Consider the following 17,029-nt stretch of genomic DNA (forward strand, 5'->3'; position numbering starts at 1 on the left):
GGACAGCCTGTTAGAAGGCGCCCCGCAGGTTTTCTATTTTTGCCGTTTCAGCCGCGCATACCCGTATGTTCCCGCAAACGGGAGAATCAGCACAATCAGCATTCCGATCGCAAACGGACCCCAGTACCGGCTCATAATGGAGAAGATCCCCGGCACGCCGCCGACTCCGACCGAGCTTGCGAGAACGCCTTTGACGGAGATGAACATCCCCGCGATCCCCGAACTGATCATAGCGATCACAAACGGAAATTTGTAACGCAGATTCACGCCGAAAATCGCCGGCTCTGTAATGCCCAAATATGCGGAAATGCCGGCCGTCAGTGAAAGCCCCCGCTGTTTTTTATCTTTTGTAATCAGCATCATGGCCAGAGCCGCCGATCCTTGAGCGATATTTGACAATGCGAGCATCGGCCATAAAAATGTGCCGCCGAGCTTTGATCCGATTAATTGAAGATCGACCGCGAGAAACGTATGATGCATCCCCGTGATCACAAGCGCCGAATACAGCCCTCCGTACAGCAGGCCTCCGATGGCGGAGAATTGGCCGAAAACGGCAATCAACCCCGCCGTCAGCGCGTTACCGATCGCAAAGGTGATCGGACCGATGATAACAAAGGATAGAAAACCGATGACCAAAAGCGTCACCGGTGCGACGACCAACAGCTGAATGCCCTCCGGCGTCCGTTTCGTCAAAAAGAGCTCAAGCCTGGCAAGTAAATAAGACGCCAGCAGAATCGGAAGCACCTGACCTTGATACCCGACTTTCTGCACCTCAAGGCCGAACAGGTTCCACACCGGAATATCGCCGCTCTGCTCGGCGGCCCCGTAGCCCCATGCGTTTAACAGATCAGGATGCACCAGCATCAGCCCGAGCACGATGCCCAAAAGCGGGCTTCCTCCGAACCGCTTCACTGCCGACCAGCCGATTAAAGCCGGCAGAAAAGCGAAGGCCGTCCCCGCAATCAGATTAATCATATTGGCGAGATCCGCCCATTGCGGGTACACTTGGACAATCGATTTCGTGCTGTAGAAAATACCTTCCGCCGTTAAGATATTGTTCAGACCCATTAAAAGTCCGGCCGTAACGATCGCCGGCAAGATCGGAATAAAGATGTCCGCAAGCGTTTTCACAGCACGCTGCAAAGGATTCATGTTTTGCGCTGCCGCCTTCTTCACGTCATCCTTGGACGCTTCCCCCATCCCCGTTTCCTTCACTAATTCCGCATATACTTTGTTGACCGTCCCCTGCCCGATCACGACTTGAAACTGCCCGTTTACCGCAAAAGATCCTTTGACAATGTCTATTGCATCAAGCATTTTTTGGTTTACCTTGGTTTCATCTATTAATGCAAACCGCAAACGCGTCACACAATGAGTCGCCGCCTCAATATTTTCAATTCCGCCGACAGCTTCAGCGATCTGCCGCGCAGCCCGGTTAAAATCACCCATGCCAACCCCTCCGTAACCGTTTTCATTTTGTCTCGCAAACTTGTATATACATGTTTATGACTCTATTGTAATGATGTATATACATGTCGTCAATCTATTTTTATAGCGCTTTCATCACAAATATACTGCGAAAGACCCTGAAACAAAAAAAGCCCCGCCGGAACCGGGCCTTGACTTCTTGTTTGGTCGGGAACATGTCCGGGCGGAATTCACAACAGGAGCACAAAAAGCATACAGTACTGTACAACTAAGTTAAAGAGGTGTGAAGAGATGCCATCCACTGTTATCAACCTGTACTATCTGAAGATTAACAGTATTTCTGGCAACGGATCTATTACGATTGGGGAAGCGGCATACAACAGTCCCACCACAAATAACAAATCACAAGGACTGAACTCTTCATTCGGCGATACGTCACCTATAGAATCGATGATGGAGAACTTGTTAAATGATCCTGATGTCAACGACCAGACAGCCATAGGAACCGCAGATACCGCAAATATTACGCCGGTGCCGCCCATTATAGATTAAAGGGGTTTTTATGAATGCCTTACCAAATTAACGTCGTCAATATAAAAGTAAACGGAGCAACGCAAAACGGAAACGTCGATATCGGTCAGACCGTACAAAACAGCCACACCGCCAACAGCAAGTTTGTCGGCGCGAACTTTTCTTTAGGGGATTTTTCGCCGGCCGCCGGATGTTTGAATTCGGGCCATCTTGACCCTGACGTGAGCGACCAGGATCAGATCGCCAACCCGTCAATGCCGATCGCAAATCAAATATAGGGAGGTTCTGCCGAGGTGGATATCGAAAAAATGAGAAAGTGGCTTGAGATTACGAACGAGCACAAGCCCAGCGACTTTTGGACCAATGTCCTGAAACGGAAATCTCCCGAAGATTTTTTCTCCTTACAAAAAAACACCCTGACTTATGATATTTATCAGGATGAACAGCACACATTTGTCATTGTGGAAATGCCCGGCGTTTACGAAGAAGAATTGACATTGAGGCTGCTGTCAAGGACACGGCTGCATATAAGAGGAAACATCACACCCCTTTTTCCGAAGAACATGGGCGTCTGCCAAAACCGGTATTACGGGGAAATCGATGAGACGATTGAGCTTCCTGAACCGGCTGAGCCCCACCTGTTACAGGCGCAGTGCGTAAACGGCCTGCTCCACATTTCCTACCCGCGCCTTATGGAGCACATTCCTTTTCAGAAAAAAATCTAAAGAGCCGGCTTACGGGCGGCCCAGCCGTCTGTACACTTTCTCCTTATAATGAGAAGATGCGGGTTTTGAGAACATGGCTTTCTCCTCCGTCAGTTTGTCGAGTCTGACTTGTTTTTCCGTCCGTTTGTTCCGCAGGTGATCCCGCTCCTGTTCATTGCGGCACTTGGCGATCAAATAATCGAGCGTCATCAGCTCTTTCTTCAGCGCGCCCTCATCCTCGGCGATCCCGGCGTTTTTTAATATGCGGTAGCCCATTCTGAGCGACTCCGGAAGATGTGCGGCATCGTCTTTCGGCAGGGGCTTTCCCATTCCTTTGATGCTGGCGAACTCTCCATCCTTAATGGCGCGCTTGATTTTATCTTCAGCCACGATATGGGCAATATCCATCACTGTTCACCTCTTTTTTCAATAGAACCGGGTGTGATCATACGGAAATTCACATCCCAGTTTGTGCCATTTGTGTTTTTTAAAGCTGTCATTCAACAGATGAACCGCTGTTGCGACAGCGTTTTTCGCCCTTTTTCCGATGAGCCTTTTCCACCTTTTCTATTTGCTGGTTTCATGGTATATTGATTACGTTCGTTTTTTCTATCGTTCCGTGTAAACCGTGATCGGAAAAAAGGAGTGTAACAATGAAAACATTTATAAAAGAAAGAGGACTTGCCTTCTTCTTGATAGCGGTCGTGTTATTGTGGGTGAAAACATATGTCGCTTATATTTTAAACTTTAACCTCGGCATAGACAACACGATCCAGAAAATATTGCTTTTTGTGAATCCGCTGAGCTCCAGCTTGTTCTTTCTTGGATTTGGGCTTCTTTTCAAGAAAAAATTACAGCAGACAGCCATTATTGTGATTCATTTTTTATTGTCTTTTTTGCTTTTTGCAAACATCGTCTATTATAGATTCTTTAATGATTTCATTACCATCCCGGTCATGATGCAGGCAAAGACAAACGGCGGCCAGCTCGGAGACAGCGCGTTCTCGTTAATGAGATGGACAGACGCCTTCTACTTCCTGGATACCGTCATTTTGATTATTTTGGCCCTTAAGATGAAAAAACCGGCTGAAAAACCGGCGAAGAAATCATTCAGAATCGTTTTGGCTTCCGCCGTGCTTGTGTTCCTGATCAACCTCGCCGTCGCGGAATCCGACCGTCCCGAGCTTTTGACACGCTCATTTGACCGAAATTATCTGGTGAAATACCTGGGCACGTACAACTTTACGATTTACGATGCCGTGCAGAATGTGAAATCAAACAGCCAGCGTGCGCTTGCCGATTCAAGCGATGTAACGGATGTGGAAAACTATATGAAGGCCAACTATGACGTGCCGAATAACGTCTACTTCGGAAAAGCCGAAGGAAAAAACGTCATCTACGTCTCATTAGAGTCTCTGCAATCCTTTATCATTGATTACAAAATTAACGGCAAGGAAGTGACGCCGTTTTTAAACAAACTGGCGCACGATAATCAAACATTCTACTTTGATAACTTTTTCCACCAAACGGGACAAGGTAAAACATCTGATGCGGAATTTATGATGGAGAACTCTCTGTACCCGCTTTCGCAAGGTTCGGTTTTCGTCAATAAAGCGCAAAACACGCTGCAGTCCGTTCCTGCGATCTTAAAAGGCAAAAAGTACACGTCTGCCGCTTTCCACGGAAATACGCAGACTTTCTGGAACCGTAACGAAATGTACAAATCGGAAGGCATCGATAAGTTTTTCGATTCCGCTTATTATGACATGAGCGAAGAAAACACGAAAAACTACGGCATGAAAGACAAACCGTATTTCAAAGAATCCATGCCGCTCTTAAAGAGCCTGCCGCAGCCGTTCTATACGAAGTTCATTACGCTGTCCAACCACTTCCCGTTCGGAATGGATAAAGAAGACACGGACTTCCCGGCGGGAGACTTTGGCGATTCAGTCGTCAATAATTACTTCCAGTCCGCGAACTATCTGGATGAATCAATTGAACAGTTCTTTAATGACCTGAAAAAAGACGGCCTGTACGATAAGTCGATTATCGTGATGTACGGAGACCACTACGGCATCTCCGAAAACCATAATAAAGCGATGGCGAAAGTGCTCGGCAAAGATGAGATCACTGAATACGACAATGCCCAGCTTCAGCGGGTGCCGCTCTTTATCCACGCTCCCGGCGTGAAAGGCGGCCGCAATCATAAATTTGCCGGTGAAGTCGATGTCGCGCCGACCGTTCTTCATCTGCTCGGCGTCGATACGAAAGATTATCTCATGTCAGGTTCTGATATCTTATCGAAAGAGCACAGAGAAGTCATTCCGTTCCGTAACGGAGACTTCATCTCGCCGAACTATACGAAAGTGTCCGGCAAGTATTACGATACGAAAACCGGAAGACTTTTAGATGATTCAGAAGTCGACAAAAAAGAAGACTCTCTCGTCAAGACCGAGCTTGAAATGTCTGATAAGATCATCAACGGCGATCTGCTTCGTTTCTATCAGCCGAAAGGCTTCAAGAAAGTGGATCCGTCACAATTCGATTATACGAAGCGTGAAGATTCCTCAGCAGACGATCAAAAAGAATAAACAAAAGCCAGATCATTGATATGATCTGGCTTTTTTATGTTCAGCTCCCGGCGGCGGCCATAGTGCGCTTTTGCAGGCTGTCGGAAAGAACTGAATAAGCGACGACTTTCTTTTTCTGCTGTTTGACGACATCTACATGATCTTCGTAGCTGTATACAAACACCGTCACATCTTTTTTTCCTTTTCTCGTCTTAATGACAAGCGGATCGGCTCCGTTTTGCGGATGAAGATAACGCTCTTCATCCCCTGGGTATATATAATGCCGTTCGATAAACACGGCTTCGTTAAAATCATCAATCACCCGTCGTTTGTCTTCGCCTTCCAGACGTTTTCCGCCGAGGGAAACGGCAGCGGACTCGTCACTGAGCTTTGAATGGGTTTCAAACTTGCGGAGGATCCATTCCACCGCTCCGGTAGGAAGGCATGTCAGCACAATCTTAATCAGGCTTATGACAACAATTGAAACAACTGCAATCCATGTCACCTTACATCATCTCCATACTTGTTCTACATGAATCTTAACATAGAAGAAAACATTGTTTTTTGTACATTATGTGAAACTTGATATATGTTCAAAAAAATCCGGATCACATAGGTGATCCGGATTTTTCAAGTCTGCTTCTGATCGTCAAGGCGGACGGCTTCTCTCAGCTCTTCCGCAACAAATTCGACGTTCGGCCCGATAATGACCTGCGCCGTTTTATTCCCCGTTTTGATAACCCCTTTTGCTCCCGCTTTTTTAAGCGCCGCCTCATTAATGAGAGACGTATCCTGCACGGTCAGCCTGAGACGGGTCGCACAGTGATCAATCGTTTCGAGGTTTTGCCTGCCGCCGAGCCCCTTGAGCATGGCATGTTCTTCGACGGAACCGGCCGTATCTTCACTAAGCACTTCTTCCTCTTCCTCATCATCTTCCCGTCCCGGTGTTTTCAAGTTTAACGTTTTGATGAGCATGTAGAAGACGACAAAATAGATCACCGCATAACAAAGCCCGACAACGAGCAGCAAAAGCGGTTTTTCGGCAATGCCGTAGCTGAGGAGATAATCGATCGCCCCCGCCGAGAATGAAAAACCTGACCTGATTCCGAGAACATTCACGATAAATAAAGAGAACCCGGTTAATATAGCATGAACCCCGTACAAAAGCGGTGATAAAAACATAAATGCAAATTCAATCGGCTCTGTAATTCCGGTAATAAATGCCGTCAGCGCGAGACCGATCATCATTCCGGCCGTCGCTTTGCGCTTACTTGGCTTAGCCGCGGCAATCATTGCCAGACATGCGGCCGGAAGCCCGAACATCATAATCGGGAAGAATCCCGTCATATAAGTCCCCGCCGTCGGATCCTTCGCAAAGAAGCGGGCCAGATCTCCCGTTTTTCCGTGAAAATCGCCAAACTGGAACCAAAAAATATTATTCAGCACATGATGAAGACCGAATGGAATCAAAAGCCGGTTAAAAATCCCGTAAATCCCGGCGCCGATCCCGCCAAGCCCGATCATCCATTCCCCGAAGGACGTAATCACCGACTGAATCGGCGGCCACACAAATCCGAAGATCCCCGCCAAAATAATGGTAATCAGCGCCGTTACAATCGGAACGAGCCTGCGCCCGCTGAAAAAACCGAGATATTCGGGCAGCTTCGTATCCTTAAAGCGGTTATACGTGTATCCCGCAATTAACCCCGCGATAATCCCTCCGAAAACGGCCATATTATTTGTCGAATTGATTGATTTTACAGCCGCGTCCAGCATGATATAAGAAATGGCTCCCGACAGAGCGGCGGCCCCGTTGCTGTCTTTGGAAATCCCGATTGCGATTCCGATCGCGAAAATCAGCGGCAGATGATCAAATACCGCGGTCCCCGCCGCGTAAATGAACGGAATATTTAATAAGTCCTCTCTGCCGATGGCCAAAATAATACCAACGGCGGGCAGAACGGCAATCGGAAGCATAAAAGACTTTCCGAGTTTTTGCAAAAATTGAAGCATTTTACCCATCCCCCTTCTTTTTTCTTAAATATACCACATAAGTTATCTAGTGATCTATACCAATTTTCCTTCATTTATTCACATAAGGCTTGTTGGTTTTCTATTTATAAACCAGTTGTGGTAAGCTTGAATCAGATGATTAAAAATAGAAAGCGGGAATGACAATGATTGTAACGAACGATCAAGAATTAGAAGGCCTTAAAAAAATCGGCAGAATCGTCGCGCTGGCGCGTGAAGAAATGAAGAAAAAAGCCGAGCCCGGCATGAGCACGAAAGATCTTGACCTGATCGGAAAGGCGGTGCTTGACGAGCACGGAGCCGCTTCCGCTCCGGAGAAGGAATACGATTTCCCGGGCGTGACATGCATCAGCGTAAATGACGAAGTCGCTCACGGCATTCCGAGCGCCTCTAAAATCTTAAAAGCCGGAGATCTTGTCAATATCGATATTTCGGCGGAGTTCGGCGGTTTTTATTCCGATACGGGCATTTCATTTGTGCTCGGAGAAGGCGATGAACGTCTGCAAAAGCTTTGTAACTGCGCGGCATCCGCATTTCAGAAAGGATTGGATCAGGCAAAAGCCGGCAAACGTCAAAACCAGATCGGCAGAGCCGTCTACCATGAGGCCCGCTCCAACGGATTTACCGTTATTAAAACGCTGACGGGCCACGGAATCGGCAGAAACCTCCATGAAGCGCCGAACCACATCATGAATTACTACGATCCGTTTGATAACGCGCTGTTTAAAAACGGAACCGTGATCGCGCTTGAGCCGTTTATTTCCACGAAAGCGGAAACGATTGTTGAAGCGGGAGACGGCTGGACGTATAAAACGCCGGATAAAAGCCTTGTCGCCCAAGTGGAACACACCATCGTGATTACAAAAGACAAACCGATTATTTTAACTGCATTGTAATGTTTCATCTCCCTCCCGAACAGGTATACAACAACTAACCCGAAGGAGGGAGACGCATGAAAAAAGATAAAGAAAAAATCAAAATCGAAAACGAAATACACGCCATGCACGGCGTAACGAAACAGCAGATTTTAGAGGATTTCGAGGAATTTAAGGCGTACCTTCATCAGAAAATTTCCGCCGGAAAAAAACTGGGTCTGGATGACAGCAAAATCATTAAAAGCGCCGCCATCCTCGGGGACTATCTCGCCAAACACGAGGAGCCCCGCAATGCGGAAGAAAAACTTTTACAAGAACTGTGGGACATTGCGGATGATAATGAAAAACAGCATTTGGCCCAGCTTCTCGTCAAACTTGCCGGACACTGATACAGTGCCCGGCTTTTTTATGCTCCGTTATAAGAGTTGTGCTACACTGGACATATGTCTGTGAAAGGAGCCATTTTTCAACATGTGGTTTATTATCTTCGGGTTTATTTTCTTTATTGAAAGCATCATTCTTACCGTTTACGGGGTGAAGAAAAAGAAGGGGATGCTGATTTATTTCGGCGTCGTTTTCGGAATCATGACACTCGGAACAGTGCTGTTAAAATTAACCGGCCATTAAGCATGAAAAGACCGCCCTTTACATATATATGTAAGAAAGCTTTACATCTCTGAATCGAAAGGCTCAGTTTTTGCGTTATCCCTTTTCAGCGTCTTTTTATAGATGTTACAATGCCAAAAGTTTGGCAAAAACTGAAGAAACTCTCCCCAGCGGGAGAACGGAGAAAGGAGTTTTCTGACATGCATTATGGCAGTAAAGGCTGGTATGTAGAAGAGTTAAAGAAAAAAGGAATTACCCACTATGAAGGAAGAAAGCTTCAAAGCTTCAAAAAGTACTTCCTTGCCAATCTGCTGGAAACAAAGAAACAAGCATAACGTAAATCAGCCGTGCTGTCAGTGCAGCACGGCTTTTTTTCTATACATTAGTGAGCCTGTCCCTTTTTTTAAGGAAGGACTCCCTCCAGCTTTCTGACAGCGCTTCTTCCCGCAGTATTTCTTCAATCGCTGACAGATTGCCTGAATCACGGTATTTCACTTCGTTCGCATACCAGACGGAAATGCTTTCTTTGCCTCTCGACAGACGCTTGAGAACGGGACGCGGATCGACATATCCTTCTTCAAGCACCCTGAAATAAAAGCCGGTAAATCCCGTCTGCTGTACACGGAGCACCATATCTTTGATGCCATATTTGAGCGCGAGTTTGACGCAGGGCTGGCGCGGCTGGCTTACTTGAACGACGGCTTCCCCCAGCTGAAAGACGTCTCCGATCCACACGTCTTGTTCGGCCAGTCCTTTGACCGTTACATTCTCTCCGAACGCGGCGGCGGGAAGTTTTCTCGCGAGCGTTGTTTCCCAATATGAATAATGCTCGGCGGGATACACGCACACCGCTTTATCGGGACCTCCGTGATGCTTCAGATCAGCCTGCCCGTCCCCGTCAAAATGGGTTTTATACAGCATGACGGGAGAATCTGCGGGCCGCTTGATGATGCCGGAATTGATTTGTCTGCCGGCAAATTCATGAATTGCGGGCTTTCCGAGATTGATAGATAAGACAGAATAGTCTTGCGTCACCTCGTTCACATCCTTTGCGAAATATCCTATCTTTCCTTTATCATAGTAAGAAAAAGGTGGTTTTTCCATGCTTCAGTATCATATGATTGCAGACGGCCGGGTTCAGGGCGTAGGTTTTCGCTACCTCGTCCAGATGGAAGCCGACAGACATAAGATAGCCGGCTGGGTAAAAAACCGTGATGACGGCCGGGTGGAAATCCTTGCCGAAGGCCCTGAAGAGTCGTTAAAACAATTTGCCGAAGCGGTCAGAAAAGGCAGCCCCTTCTCAAATGTCACAAACGTAACCATCGAAGAATCACACCGTCTGAAAGGGTACCGCACCTTTTCCATCAGTTACTGATAAGGCTTGTCCTGATAAAAATAATTCGGCTTCACAATCGTATCGTCATATGATTTATGAAAAATGTGGGTGGAAGCCGGCGAGATCGGCGGAATCAGCCAGGTCCAGTCGCCCGTCAGCTTTCTGCCCGCGTCTTGTTCCTGTTCTTCAAAGCGCTTAAATTGATTCGCGGCCGTATGGTGATCGACAATGCTGACACCGTGTTTTTTGTATGAATAGAGCACTGCCTTATTCAGTTCCACCAGCACCTGATCTTTCCACAGGTCAGTATTCAGGCTGGCGGAAATCCCCATGACCGAAGCGGCTTTTTTGAGCATATCATACCGCTTTTCGTCAGCAAGATTCCTTGCGCCGATTTCGGTTCCCATATACCATCCGTTAAAAGGCGCCGCGTTGTACGACAGTCCGCCGATTTCAAGCCTCATATCGGCGATAATCGGAACCCCGTACCATCTGAGATTTAAATCGGCAAACTCTTCAATATCCGGATGGGTGATCGGCACTTCTTTCACGAGCGTCTGAGGCAGGTCATACCAGACCGGCTGCCCGTCCCCTTTCATCCGGAAAAGCAGCGGCAGAATATCAAAATCGGTCCGCTTCCCGCGCCAGCCGAGTTTTTCGCAAACAGCCGTCAGCTCATATGATGCCGGATCACCGACTCTTCCTTTTTCAGTCTCATATCCCGCATAGCGGATGAGCTGGTGATTCCAGATTTCCACTTGTTTCTCCCCATTCTTCTCAGGAGGGAAAATCGTAATCGTCGGTTTAATTTTTCCGCCGTTCGTGGCGATTTCAATATGTTCAAATAATGCGTCACGCACCTCTTCTTTCGTGTTCACATTGCGCCGGTCAATGACGTTCAGCGATTGCCAGAACAGACGCCCGATACAGCGATTGCTGTTGCGCCACGCCATTTTCGCCCCGTGTTCAAGCTCTTCCGCCGTATGGACGTAACTTCCCGTCCGATCTATCTCATCTTTTATCGCGTGCAGTCGCGCGTTGATTTGCGATTCCATTCCGAGTTCGTGATAGCAGACATCAATAAAATCCTTCGCCTCATCCCAAAGTATTTCCGTATGTTTCAAAAAACTCTCTCCTTCAATTTACATCTGTTTCCCATTGTATCGTTTTTAGGTGTGAACACAATGGTTTTTTTGTATCATACTGGAAACTGCAAAGAAAAAACACCTGTGATTTTCGCAGGTGTTTCACAAAACGGAATGCAGTTTTTCAGCCAGTGTAAGCAAATCCTCACGGTAGTTTTTTCCCGTCATCGGAATTCCGTGACCCGTCAAAAGCGCTTCCGGCTCCAGTTCCGCCAGTTTCTGAACGGATGCGGCCGCCGTCTGCGTATCCGCTGTAAAATAGGCGGGCGGCCCGTGAAGCTCTTGCTTTTGTATGACAACGTCCGCAAGCGATTCCTGTTCAACAGTGATCACGGCATCACCGGCAAGCAGCACGCGGTCTTTATCCCGGAATAATGAAATATGGCCGGGTGTGTGGCCTGGCGTATGCACCCATCTCCATTCCTCAAGAAACGGAACGGTACCGTCTGAAGGCAGTGCCTGAACGGACGGAATGCGGATCGTATGGCGCGGAAACAGCGGTGACAGCTTTGCGACAAGCCCTTTTTTCGCATCGGGCCTGGCAGGCGGATAATCCGCTTTCCCCGTGACGTACGGGAGCTCCTTTTCATGAATGTAAACCGGCACATCCCAAAGCTCAAGCAGTTCTTCAATCGCACCGACATGATCAAAATGACCGTGTGTCAAAATGACCGCCTTCAGCTCATACCCCTCTTTGAATCGGCGTTTCATTTCTTCTGTTATCATCTCCGCCGATTGAGGCATTCCCGCGTCAACCAGAATGATTTCCCGCGGAGCTGAGGGATTTTCGATAAAGTAAACATTCGCAATCTGCACGGTCAGTCCGTAAACGCCGTCCGCCGCTTTAAAACCGGCGCCGCTTCTCACTGAAAAAAGCGGCATAAACGGATCACTCATCATGGCACCTCCTCTGATGCCTTTAGTGTGCGACGAACCGGGTGTTTTATGTTAAAAAATCGTGATTGCGCCGATGATGAGCGCAAAGGCCGTCATGACGATAACGGCAAGAACCGCCCATTTCATCGCAAATTTCTGGTGTTCATCAATGGTGACCCCGGCAAGCCCGACTAATAAATGCGTCGACGGCACGAGCGGGCTTAACATATGAATCGGCTGGCCGATAATCGAAGCGCGGGCGATTTCCACCTTATCTACACCGTACGCCACGGCAGTCTCAGATAAAATGGGCAACACGCCGTAAAAATAGGCGTCATTAGGCATCAGAAACGTAAAGATACCGCTCGTTAAGGCAACAATCGCCGGAATAAAACCTCCCATCTGTTCCGGAATAAGCGATACGAGGGAAATGGCCATTTCATCAACCATCTTCGTCCCCGTTAAAATTCCGGTAAACACGCCTGCGGCAAAAATCATCGAACCGATCGCAAGCACATTGCTCGAATGGGCTGAAATGCGCTCCCTTTGATCGTTAAGTTTCGGATAGTTGACAATCAGCGCGATACAAAACGCAATGATGAACAGCACGGTTAAATTCACTTTTCCTGACACTAAAAATCCCACTAAAGAAAGCGTTAACAGTAAATTGAACCACCACAGTTTCGGCCGCTTCCATTCATCTTCCGCAGCCGCAGCCGTTTCATTTGTATGGGACGGCTGCTTTAATTCGATCACCCCGAGCCGTTTCCGTTCCATCCTTCCGAGTACATAAGCGACCACAATCATACACACCATTCCGCTCGCGATGACGGGCAGCATCGGCCCCGTCAGCTCTGCCGGGTCAACGCCGAGCGCACTCGCCGCACGCGGCGTCGCGCCGCCCCATGGTATCGTGTTCATGATACCCATGCCGACCCCGGCGATTCCCGCTAAAATAATCGGACGGATTCCGAGCATGATATACAAAGGCAGCATTGCGCTTGTCGTAATCATATACGTCGTCGAGCCGTCTCCGTCCAGTGCGACAAGCATGGTCAAAACGGCTGTTCCGACTACAATTTTGAGCGGGTCGCCTTTAACCAGCTTTAAAATACGCGACACCATCGGATCAAATAAACCGGTATCAATCATAATGCCGAAATAAAGAATCGCAAACATAATCATCACTGCGATCGGCGCCACCTGTTCAATACCGGAGATCATCATCTCGCCGACCCGGTTAAAAGAAAACCCGGCAATCAGCGCAAACACGATCGGCGTTAATACGAGCGCCGTTAACACTGAAAGCCGTTTTGTCATAATCAGCACCATAAAAACAAGCATCATAAGAAAGCCTAAGATTGCTAACACAGTATGTCCCCCTTATTATGAATACGCTTACATTTTAAAGGCCCGATTCCCTTTATCCTCCTTTTTGCTATCTTATGAGAATTGGATATTGAAGTAAATATTTTGGATTTTAAAGATTTTTAATTTTTTATAACCTTTTCGTTCATTTTGTTCATTTATAAATCAAAAGCCTTCCGCAAATATGCGGAAGGCTTATTTTTCGCTGCTCATCATCTCTTTATAGAACTCGGTCTGCTCTTCTAAAAAGCGTTTTGCGCCGCTGCTGTTTTTATAAAAGCTCTCCCAATCCCGTTTTTTCAACATTTGCTTCCACTCCGCGGATGAAGTAATCTGTTTCAAAGCCTGATCCCAATAGGCGATCTCGCCTTCGGTCATGTCTTTCGGCCCCATGATGCCTCTCCAGTGCGCAAAGACAAACGGCACCCCCTGCTCTTTCCATGTCGGCACATCGCTGAAGCCGGAGAGCCTTTTGTCAGACGTAACGGCCGCCAATGTGATTTTCCCTTTCCGATAGGCGTCTCTCGCTTCTGAAATGGTCATTGAGGCGGCGTCTATCTCGTGACTGATAAGAGCTGCAATGACTTCATTACTGCTCCCGTATTGAAAAAAGCGGATATCAAACGGAGAAATTCCGGCCATTTCCGCCGCTCTCGCAAAGGAGAGCTGGTCATCATTTCCGAGGCCGGGCGCAAATCCGATTTTTATGCCGCCCGGATTTGCTTTAATATCGCCGAGCAGCCGACTTCCGCTTTTTATCTTTGAATCCTTCGGAAGAGCGACGGTCTGCCACTCTTTTGCGATAATGGCCAAAGGCGTAAAATCAGCTGCCTTCAGCCGGCTTTGTCCCAAAATTTCATTGCTTAACAGCAGGCTTGAATTCATACTGATGACATCCGTTTTTCGTTCGTTTACATATTTCCAGCCGCTGTCTCCGCCTCCGCCGGGTTTATAGATGATCTTTACGGGCCGGCCTAATATTTGCTTCCGCTCTATTACCGATTGCAAAGCTTTTGCCGTTACGTCCCAGCCCCCTTGAGGCGCTGCCGGGACGACAATTTCAACCGGCCCTTCAGCTGAGCGGAAGCCCTCCATCTGCCGTCCGTCAAAAGAAACCAGCGCCGCCAGCATGACAAGAAGCACTCCCAACCGCTTCATTTCTCCCATCCCTTATTCATGTGCTAAATAATATTTCCGTTCCGGCCTGCCGATAATGCCGTACTCTAATTCAGCGAGCGCTTCTTCCCGAGAAACGAGAAACTCGGCGTAGCGCCGCGCCGTTGTTCTGGAGGCGCCCATTTTTTCTCCCAGTTCTTCAGCCGTCATCCCTTTTTGGGCCGTTCTGAGCGCGTTTTTGATTTTTTGAAGCGTAATCGAATTAATGCCTGTCGGCAGATCATTGTGCTGTTTTTGTTCTTTCTGACCGCTTCCGAAAAACATGTCGATCACGGACTGGCTCAGCTCCGGCTGTGAGTGCAGCCATTCTCTTTTTTCACGGTACTTCAAAAGCACTTCTGTAAATTTATGTGCCGACACCGGTTTTATGACATAATGGGAAACGCCTGATCTGAGCGCTTCCTGCAGCAGCCTTGTTTCGGCAGAAGCCGTAATAATGATGATATCAACGGAAGGAAAACGGCCGCGGATAAGCGGGAGCAGATCTGTCCCCAGCTCATCCGGCATATAAATATCCAAAAGCAGCAGATCAGGCTGCCGTTTCTCAAGCAGCGATATGGTGTCTTTGGCATTGATTGCTTTGCCGATGACATTGAATCCATCAAGATGTTCGATAAATTTTTCATGGATTTGCGCTATTCGAAAGTCGTCCTCTGCAATCGCGATGTTAATCACACCGATTCCCCCTTTGGCCTTTCTTTCGGTATAAACACCGTAAATACAGCACCGCCGCTCTTTTGCTGCGAAATCTCTATCGATCCCTGCAATTCACTGACGGCTTCTTTCAGATTGGCTAAGCCGTATCCTCTCCTAGTCCCCTTTGAAGAGTAGCCCTTTTCAAATATCGTTTCTGTTTTTTCCTGAGGCACGCCGTCTCCTGAGTCCGCCACTTCGATGACGATATCCCTGCCGATATCGGTCATGAAAAAGGATACCTCTTTTTTCTCTTTTTCGGCGACGGCTTCGAAAGCGTTATCAATAAGATTTCCGATGATCGTAATGAGCTGGGATGAACCCACATGCTCCGGCAGCGATTCTAAAAAGCTGTTTTCATCTATTGAAAGCTTCACTTTCTTCTCAGACGCCTTTCCCATTTTTCCTAATAGTATGGCCTGAACCCGCTGTGAATGAATGTTTTGAAAGAGGATTTCATGCTGTTCATTCTGGATGGCGTACTCTTCTTTTATCAGTTCAATGGCTTCATTATATTCTCCCAGCTCTAACAGACCGAGTATCGCGTAAAGCTTATTCGAGAATTCATGCGTTTGCGCCCGGAGATCCTCCGAGTATTTTTTCATTTCAGTCAGCTTGTTGATCAGTTTCTTGAGCTCCGTTTTTTCGCGGAAGCTGATCACCGCTCCGTATACTTGTCCGGTCTGTTTCATTTCTTTCACATTTAAGATAAATACTTTATCTCCGGCACGCACCTCCACGTTCGGCGGTAATTCTCCCCCTGCCAACACCGGCATGAGCTTTGCGCCCGGCATGATTTCTTTTATATGCCTTCCGATCATCGGTTCCGGAAGATTCAGCATATCAGCCGCAGATAAATTCATCATGGTTACCGCGCCTTCTTTGTTTACGGCGATAATCCCTTCTTTAATCGCAAGGAGCATCGCATTGCGTTCCCTGTACAGCGCTGCAATTTCATGCGGTTCAAGGCCGAGTGTATCTTTACGGATGCTTTTTGCGAGCGCTGCCGCTCCCCCGATGCCGATAAGAAACACCAAACATGCAAAATAGCCTAAATGCCGCAGATGCGCTTTCATATCTTTTTCTATCTCATCTTGTAGAAACTCGACTGTCACCGTTCCGACGACTTCGTTATGATTTTTTTCCTCCAAAATAACCGGGGCGCTTCCCCGGACGGCCTTCATTCCGTCGGAAACCGGAGACCCGCCGAACATGACGGTTTTGTTTTGCAGATTTTGATTTTCTTTCGGAATACTGCTTCGGGCCGAATGAAATGCAACATGCCCTTTTTGATCAGTGATGTAGACGGCGTGCGCGCCTGCCTGTTCTTTCATTTGTTCAATGACGTCTAACTTTGTAAAAGCCTCTTGATCCGCAAGCCGGAACGCCTCTTTTACGGGAGGCATATATGAAATGGTTTTTGCCGTTTGCACCGCCAGCTGTTCAGCCTGCTTCTGCCCTTCCTTTAATTGCTGAAAGGCAAATATAACCGTGAGCGTTCCGATAACAAGTATTAATAAAGCCGTAATTAATCCGGCGATTTTCATTTGCAGAGAGACATAAAACCGCTTCGCTTCCAACACAGCACCAGCCGTCCTTTCCTCCTAAAATCATACCATTTTTCAAATCTTTATTTCTCATTTTTGAGAATTTTCGTGATCTTTTTCTCTTGCGGCTTACCAAAAAGGTG

The 17,029-nt window shown here is 47.6% G+C and carries 20 protein-coding genes; 9 read left to right on the top strand and 11 right to left on the bottom strand.

The window, feature by feature from the left end:
* Positions 1 to 33 precede the first annotated feature (33 nt).
* Entirely contained in the window at positions 34 to 1,449 is a 1,416-nt protein-coding gene (treP, locus tag ACWJJ4_RS17245; protein ID WP_454021830.1) for a PTS system trehalose-specific EIIBC component, read from the bottom strand.
* Positions 1,450 to 1,719: 270 nt separating this feature from the next.
* On the opposite strand from treP, the gene ACWJJ4_RS17250 reads away from it, so the two are divergent.
* Genes ACWJJ4_RS17250 through ACWJJ4_RS17260 form a run of 3 tightly spaced genes read left to right on the top strand, consistent with a single transcriptional unit; the run spans position 1,720 to position 2,684 of the window.
* Positions 1,720 to 1,980, top strand: coding sequence for a spore germination protein (locus ACWJJ4_RS17250; RefSeq protein WP_007408496.1), 261 nt, complete (start codon positions 1,720 to 1,722; stop codon positions 1,978 to 1,980).
* A 14-nt stretch (positions 1,981 to 1,994) separates the two neighbouring features.
* On the top strand, positions 1,995 to 2,237 hold the full coding sequence (locus ACWJJ4_RS17255) for a spore germination protein (protein ID WP_003155595.1): 243 nt from the start codon (positions 1,995 to 1,997) through the stop codon (positions 2,235 to 2,237).
* Positions 2,238 to 2,252: 15 nt separating this feature from the next.
* Positions 2,253 to 2,684, top strand: a complete 432-nt coding sequence (locus ACWJJ4_RS17260) for an Hsp20/alpha crystallin family protein (RefSeq protein WP_003155596.1) — start codon at positions 2,253 to 2,255, stop codon at positions 2,682 to 2,684.
* Positions 2,685 to 2,693: 9 nt separating this feature from the next.
* Here ACWJJ4_RS17260 and ACWJJ4_RS17265 read toward each other — a convergent pair whose 3' ends face one another.
* Positions 2,694 to 3,071 (bottom strand): DnaJ family domain-containing protein, encoded by a 378-nt coding sequence (locus tag ACWJJ4_RS17265; protein ID WP_353575413.1) that lies wholly within the window; start codon positions 3,069 to 3,071, stop codon positions 2,694 to 2,696.
* Positions 3,072 to 3,316: 245 nt separating this feature from the next.
* Between ACWJJ4_RS17265 and ACWJJ4_RS17270 the strand changes: the two genes are divergently transcribed.
* Entirely contained in the window at positions 3,317 to 5,254 is a 1,938-nt protein-coding gene (locus tag ACWJJ4_RS17270; RefSeq protein WP_003155599.1) for an LTA synthase family protein, read from the top strand.
* A 40-nt stretch (positions 5,255 to 5,294) separates the two neighbouring features.
* Here the strand turns inward: ACWJJ4_RS17270 and ACWJJ4_RS17275 are convergent, their stop codons facing one another.
* Complete coding sequence (locus tag ACWJJ4_RS17275; RefSeq protein ID WP_003155601.1) at positions 5,295 to 5,738, bottom strand: YfmQ family protein; 444 nt, start codon at positions 5,736 to 5,738, stop codon at positions 5,295 to 5,297.
* A 125-nt stretch (positions 5,739 to 5,863) separates the two neighbouring features.
* On the bottom strand, positions 5,864 to 7,246 hold the full coding sequence (gene nagE / locus ACWJJ4_RS17280) for an N-acetylglucosamine-specific PTS transporter subunit IIBC (protein WP_012117066.1): 1,383 nt from the start codon (positions 7,244 to 7,246) through the stop codon (positions 5,864 to 5,866).
* A gap of 164 nt (positions 7,247 to 7,410) precedes the next feature.
* Here nagE and map point away from each other — a divergent pair, with 164 nt between their 5' ends.
* From map to ACWJJ4_RS17300, 4 genes are all read left to right on the top strand, one after another.
* Entirely contained in the window at positions 7,411 to 8,160 is a 750-nt protein-coding gene (gene map / locus ACWJJ4_RS17285) for a type I methionyl aminopeptidase (RefSeq protein ID WP_003155605.1), read from the top strand.
* Positions 8,161 to 8,216: 56 nt separating this feature from the next.
* Positions 8,217 to 8,528 (top strand): DUF3243 domain-containing protein, encoded by a 312-nt coding sequence (locus ACWJJ4_RS17290; RefSeq protein ID WP_003155607.1) that lies wholly within the window; start codon positions 8,217 to 8,219, stop codon positions 8,526 to 8,528.
* An 82-nt stretch (positions 8,529 to 8,610) separates the two neighbouring features.
* Positions 8,611 to 8,766: a hypothetical protein gene (locus tag ACWJJ4_RS17295; RefSeq protein WP_003155608.1), complete on the top strand. Its 156-nt coding sequence runs from the start codon at positions 8,611 to 8,613 to the stop codon at positions 8,764 to 8,766.
* 179 nt (positions 8,767 to 8,945) lie between these two features.
* A complete protein-coding gene (locus ACWJJ4_RS17300) occupies positions 8,946 to 9,080 on the top strand; it encodes a YflJ family protein (protein ID WP_003155609.1) in 135 nt (44 codons plus the stop codon).
* Positions 9,081 to 9,120: 40 nt separating this feature from the next.
* Here the strand turns inward: ACWJJ4_RS17300 and ACWJJ4_RS17305 are convergent, their stop codons facing one another.
* On the bottom strand, positions 9,121 to 9,780 hold the full coding sequence (locus tag ACWJJ4_RS17305) for an MOSC domain-containing protein (protein WP_015239385.1): 660 nt from the start codon (positions 9,778 to 9,780) through the stop codon (positions 9,121 to 9,123).
* Positions 9,781 to 9,847: 67 nt separating this feature from the next.
* Between ACWJJ4_RS17305 and ACWJJ4_RS17310 the strand changes: the two genes are divergently transcribed.
* Positions 9,848 to 10,120: an acylphosphatase gene (locus ACWJJ4_RS17310; RefSeq protein ID WP_102421966.1), complete on the top strand. Its 273-nt coding sequence runs from the start codon at positions 9,848 to 9,850 to the stop codon at positions 10,118 to 10,120.
* On the opposite strand, the gene nosA is transcribed toward ACWJJ4_RS17310, so the two are convergent.
* From nosA to ACWJJ4_RS17340, 6 genes are all read right to left on the bottom strand, one after another.
* Positions 10,114 to 11,205, bottom strand: a complete 1,092-nt coding sequence (gene nosA / locus ACWJJ4_RS17315) for a nitric oxide synthase (RefSeq protein WP_003155612.1) — start codon at positions 11,203 to 11,205, stop codon at positions 10,114 to 10,116. The genes ACWJJ4_RS17310 and nosA overlap by 7 nt on opposite strands.
* Before the next feature lie 123 nt (positions 11,206 to 11,328).
* Complete coding sequence (locus ACWJJ4_RS17320) at positions 11,329 to 12,123, bottom strand: MBL fold metallo-hydrolase (RefSeq protein ID WP_031378875.1); 795 nt, start codon at positions 12,121 to 12,123, stop codon at positions 11,329 to 11,331.
* Positions 12,124 to 12,174: 51 nt separating this feature from the next.
* Positions 12,175 to 13,473 (bottom strand): citrate:proton symporter, encoded by a 1,299-nt coding sequence (locus ACWJJ4_RS17325; protein ID WP_003155615.1) that lies wholly within the window; start codon positions 13,471 to 13,473, stop codon positions 12,175 to 12,177.
* A 192-nt stretch (positions 13,474 to 13,665) separates the two neighbouring features.
* Positions 13,666 to 14,628 carry a tripartite tricarboxylate transporter substrate binding protein gene (locus ACWJJ4_RS17330; protein WP_229153873.1) on the bottom strand — a complete coding sequence of 321 codons (963 nt, stop codon included), beginning with the start codon at positions 14,626 to 14,628 and terminating at the stop codon, positions 13,666 to 13,668.
* A gap of 12 nt (positions 14,629 to 14,640) precedes the next feature.
* Positions 14,641 to 15,321 (bottom strand): response regulator, encoded by a 681-nt coding sequence (locus ACWJJ4_RS17335; RefSeq protein ID WP_173613096.1) that lies wholly within the window; start codon positions 15,319 to 15,321, stop codon positions 14,641 to 14,643.
* Positions 15,318 to 16,922 (bottom strand): sensor histidine kinase, encoded by a 1,605-nt coding sequence (locus ACWJJ4_RS17340; RefSeq protein ID WP_003155621.1) that lies wholly within the window; start codon positions 16,920 to 16,922, stop codon positions 15,318 to 15,320. Before ACWJJ4_RS17340 ends, ACWJJ4_RS17335 begins: the two co-directional genes overlap by 4 nt.
* Positions 16,923 to 17,029: the final 107 nt, after the last annotated feature.

The sequence above is a fragment of the Bacillus sp. JK62 genome (assembly GCF_053663455.1).

What these genes read in the sequence shown, in the direction of transcription:
- ACWJJ4_RS17265 (WP_353575413.1), bottom strand. Translation starts at nt 3,071, where the DNA reads ATGGATATTGCCCATATCGTGGCTGAAGATAAAATCAAGCGCGCCATT.
- ACWJJ4_RS17250 (WP_007408496.1), top strand. Translation starts at nt 1,720, where the DNA reads ATGCCATCCACTGTTATCAACCTGTACTATCTGAAGATTAACAGTATT.
- ACWJJ4_RS17310 (WP_102421966.1), top strand. Translation starts at nt 9,848, where the DNA reads ATGCTTCAGTATCATATGATTGCAGACGGCCGGGTTCAGGGCGTAGGT.
- map (WP_003155605.1), top strand. Translation starts at nt 7,411, where the DNA reads ATGATTGTAACGAACGATCAAGAATTAGAAGGCCTTAAAAAAATCGGC.
- ACWJJ4_RS17290 (WP_003155607.1), top strand. Translation starts at nt 8,217, where the DNA reads ATGAAAAAAGATAAAGAAAAAATCAAAATCGAAAACGAAATACACGCC.
- nagE (WP_012117066.1), bottom strand. Translation starts at nt 7,246, where the DNA reads ATGCTTCAATTTTTGCAAAAACTCGGAAAGTCTTTTATGCTTCCGATT.
- ACWJJ4_RS17295 (WP_003155608.1), top strand. Translation starts at nt 8,611, where the DNA reads ATGTGGTTTATTATCTTCGGGTTTATTTTCTTTATTGAAAGCATCATT.
- ACWJJ4_RS17300 (WP_003155609.1), top strand. Translation starts at nt 8,946, where the DNA reads ATGCATTATGGCAGTAAAGGCTGGTATGTAGAAGAGTTAAAGAAAAAA.
- treP (WP_454021830.1), bottom strand. Translation starts at nt 1,449, where the DNA reads ATGGGTGATTTTAACCGGGCTGCGCGGCAGATCGCTGAAGCTGTCGGC.
- ACWJJ4_RS17330 (WP_229153873.1), bottom strand. Translation starts at nt 14,628, where the DNA reads ATGAAGCGGTTGGGAGTGCTTCTTGTCATGCTGGCGGCGCTGGTTTCT.
- ACWJJ4_RS17255 (WP_003155595.1), top strand. Translation starts at nt 1,995, where the DNA reads ATGCCTTACCAAATTAACGTCGTCAATATAAAAGTAAACGGAGCAACG.
- ACWJJ4_RS17320 (WP_031378875.1), bottom strand. Translation starts at nt 12,123, where the DNA reads ATGAGTGATCCGTTTATGCCGCTTTTTTCAGTGAGAAGCGGCGCCGGT.
- ACWJJ4_RS17270 (WP_003155599.1), top strand. Translation starts at nt 3,317, where the DNA reads ATGAAAACATTTATAAAAGAAAGAGGACTTGCCTTCTTCTTGATAGCG.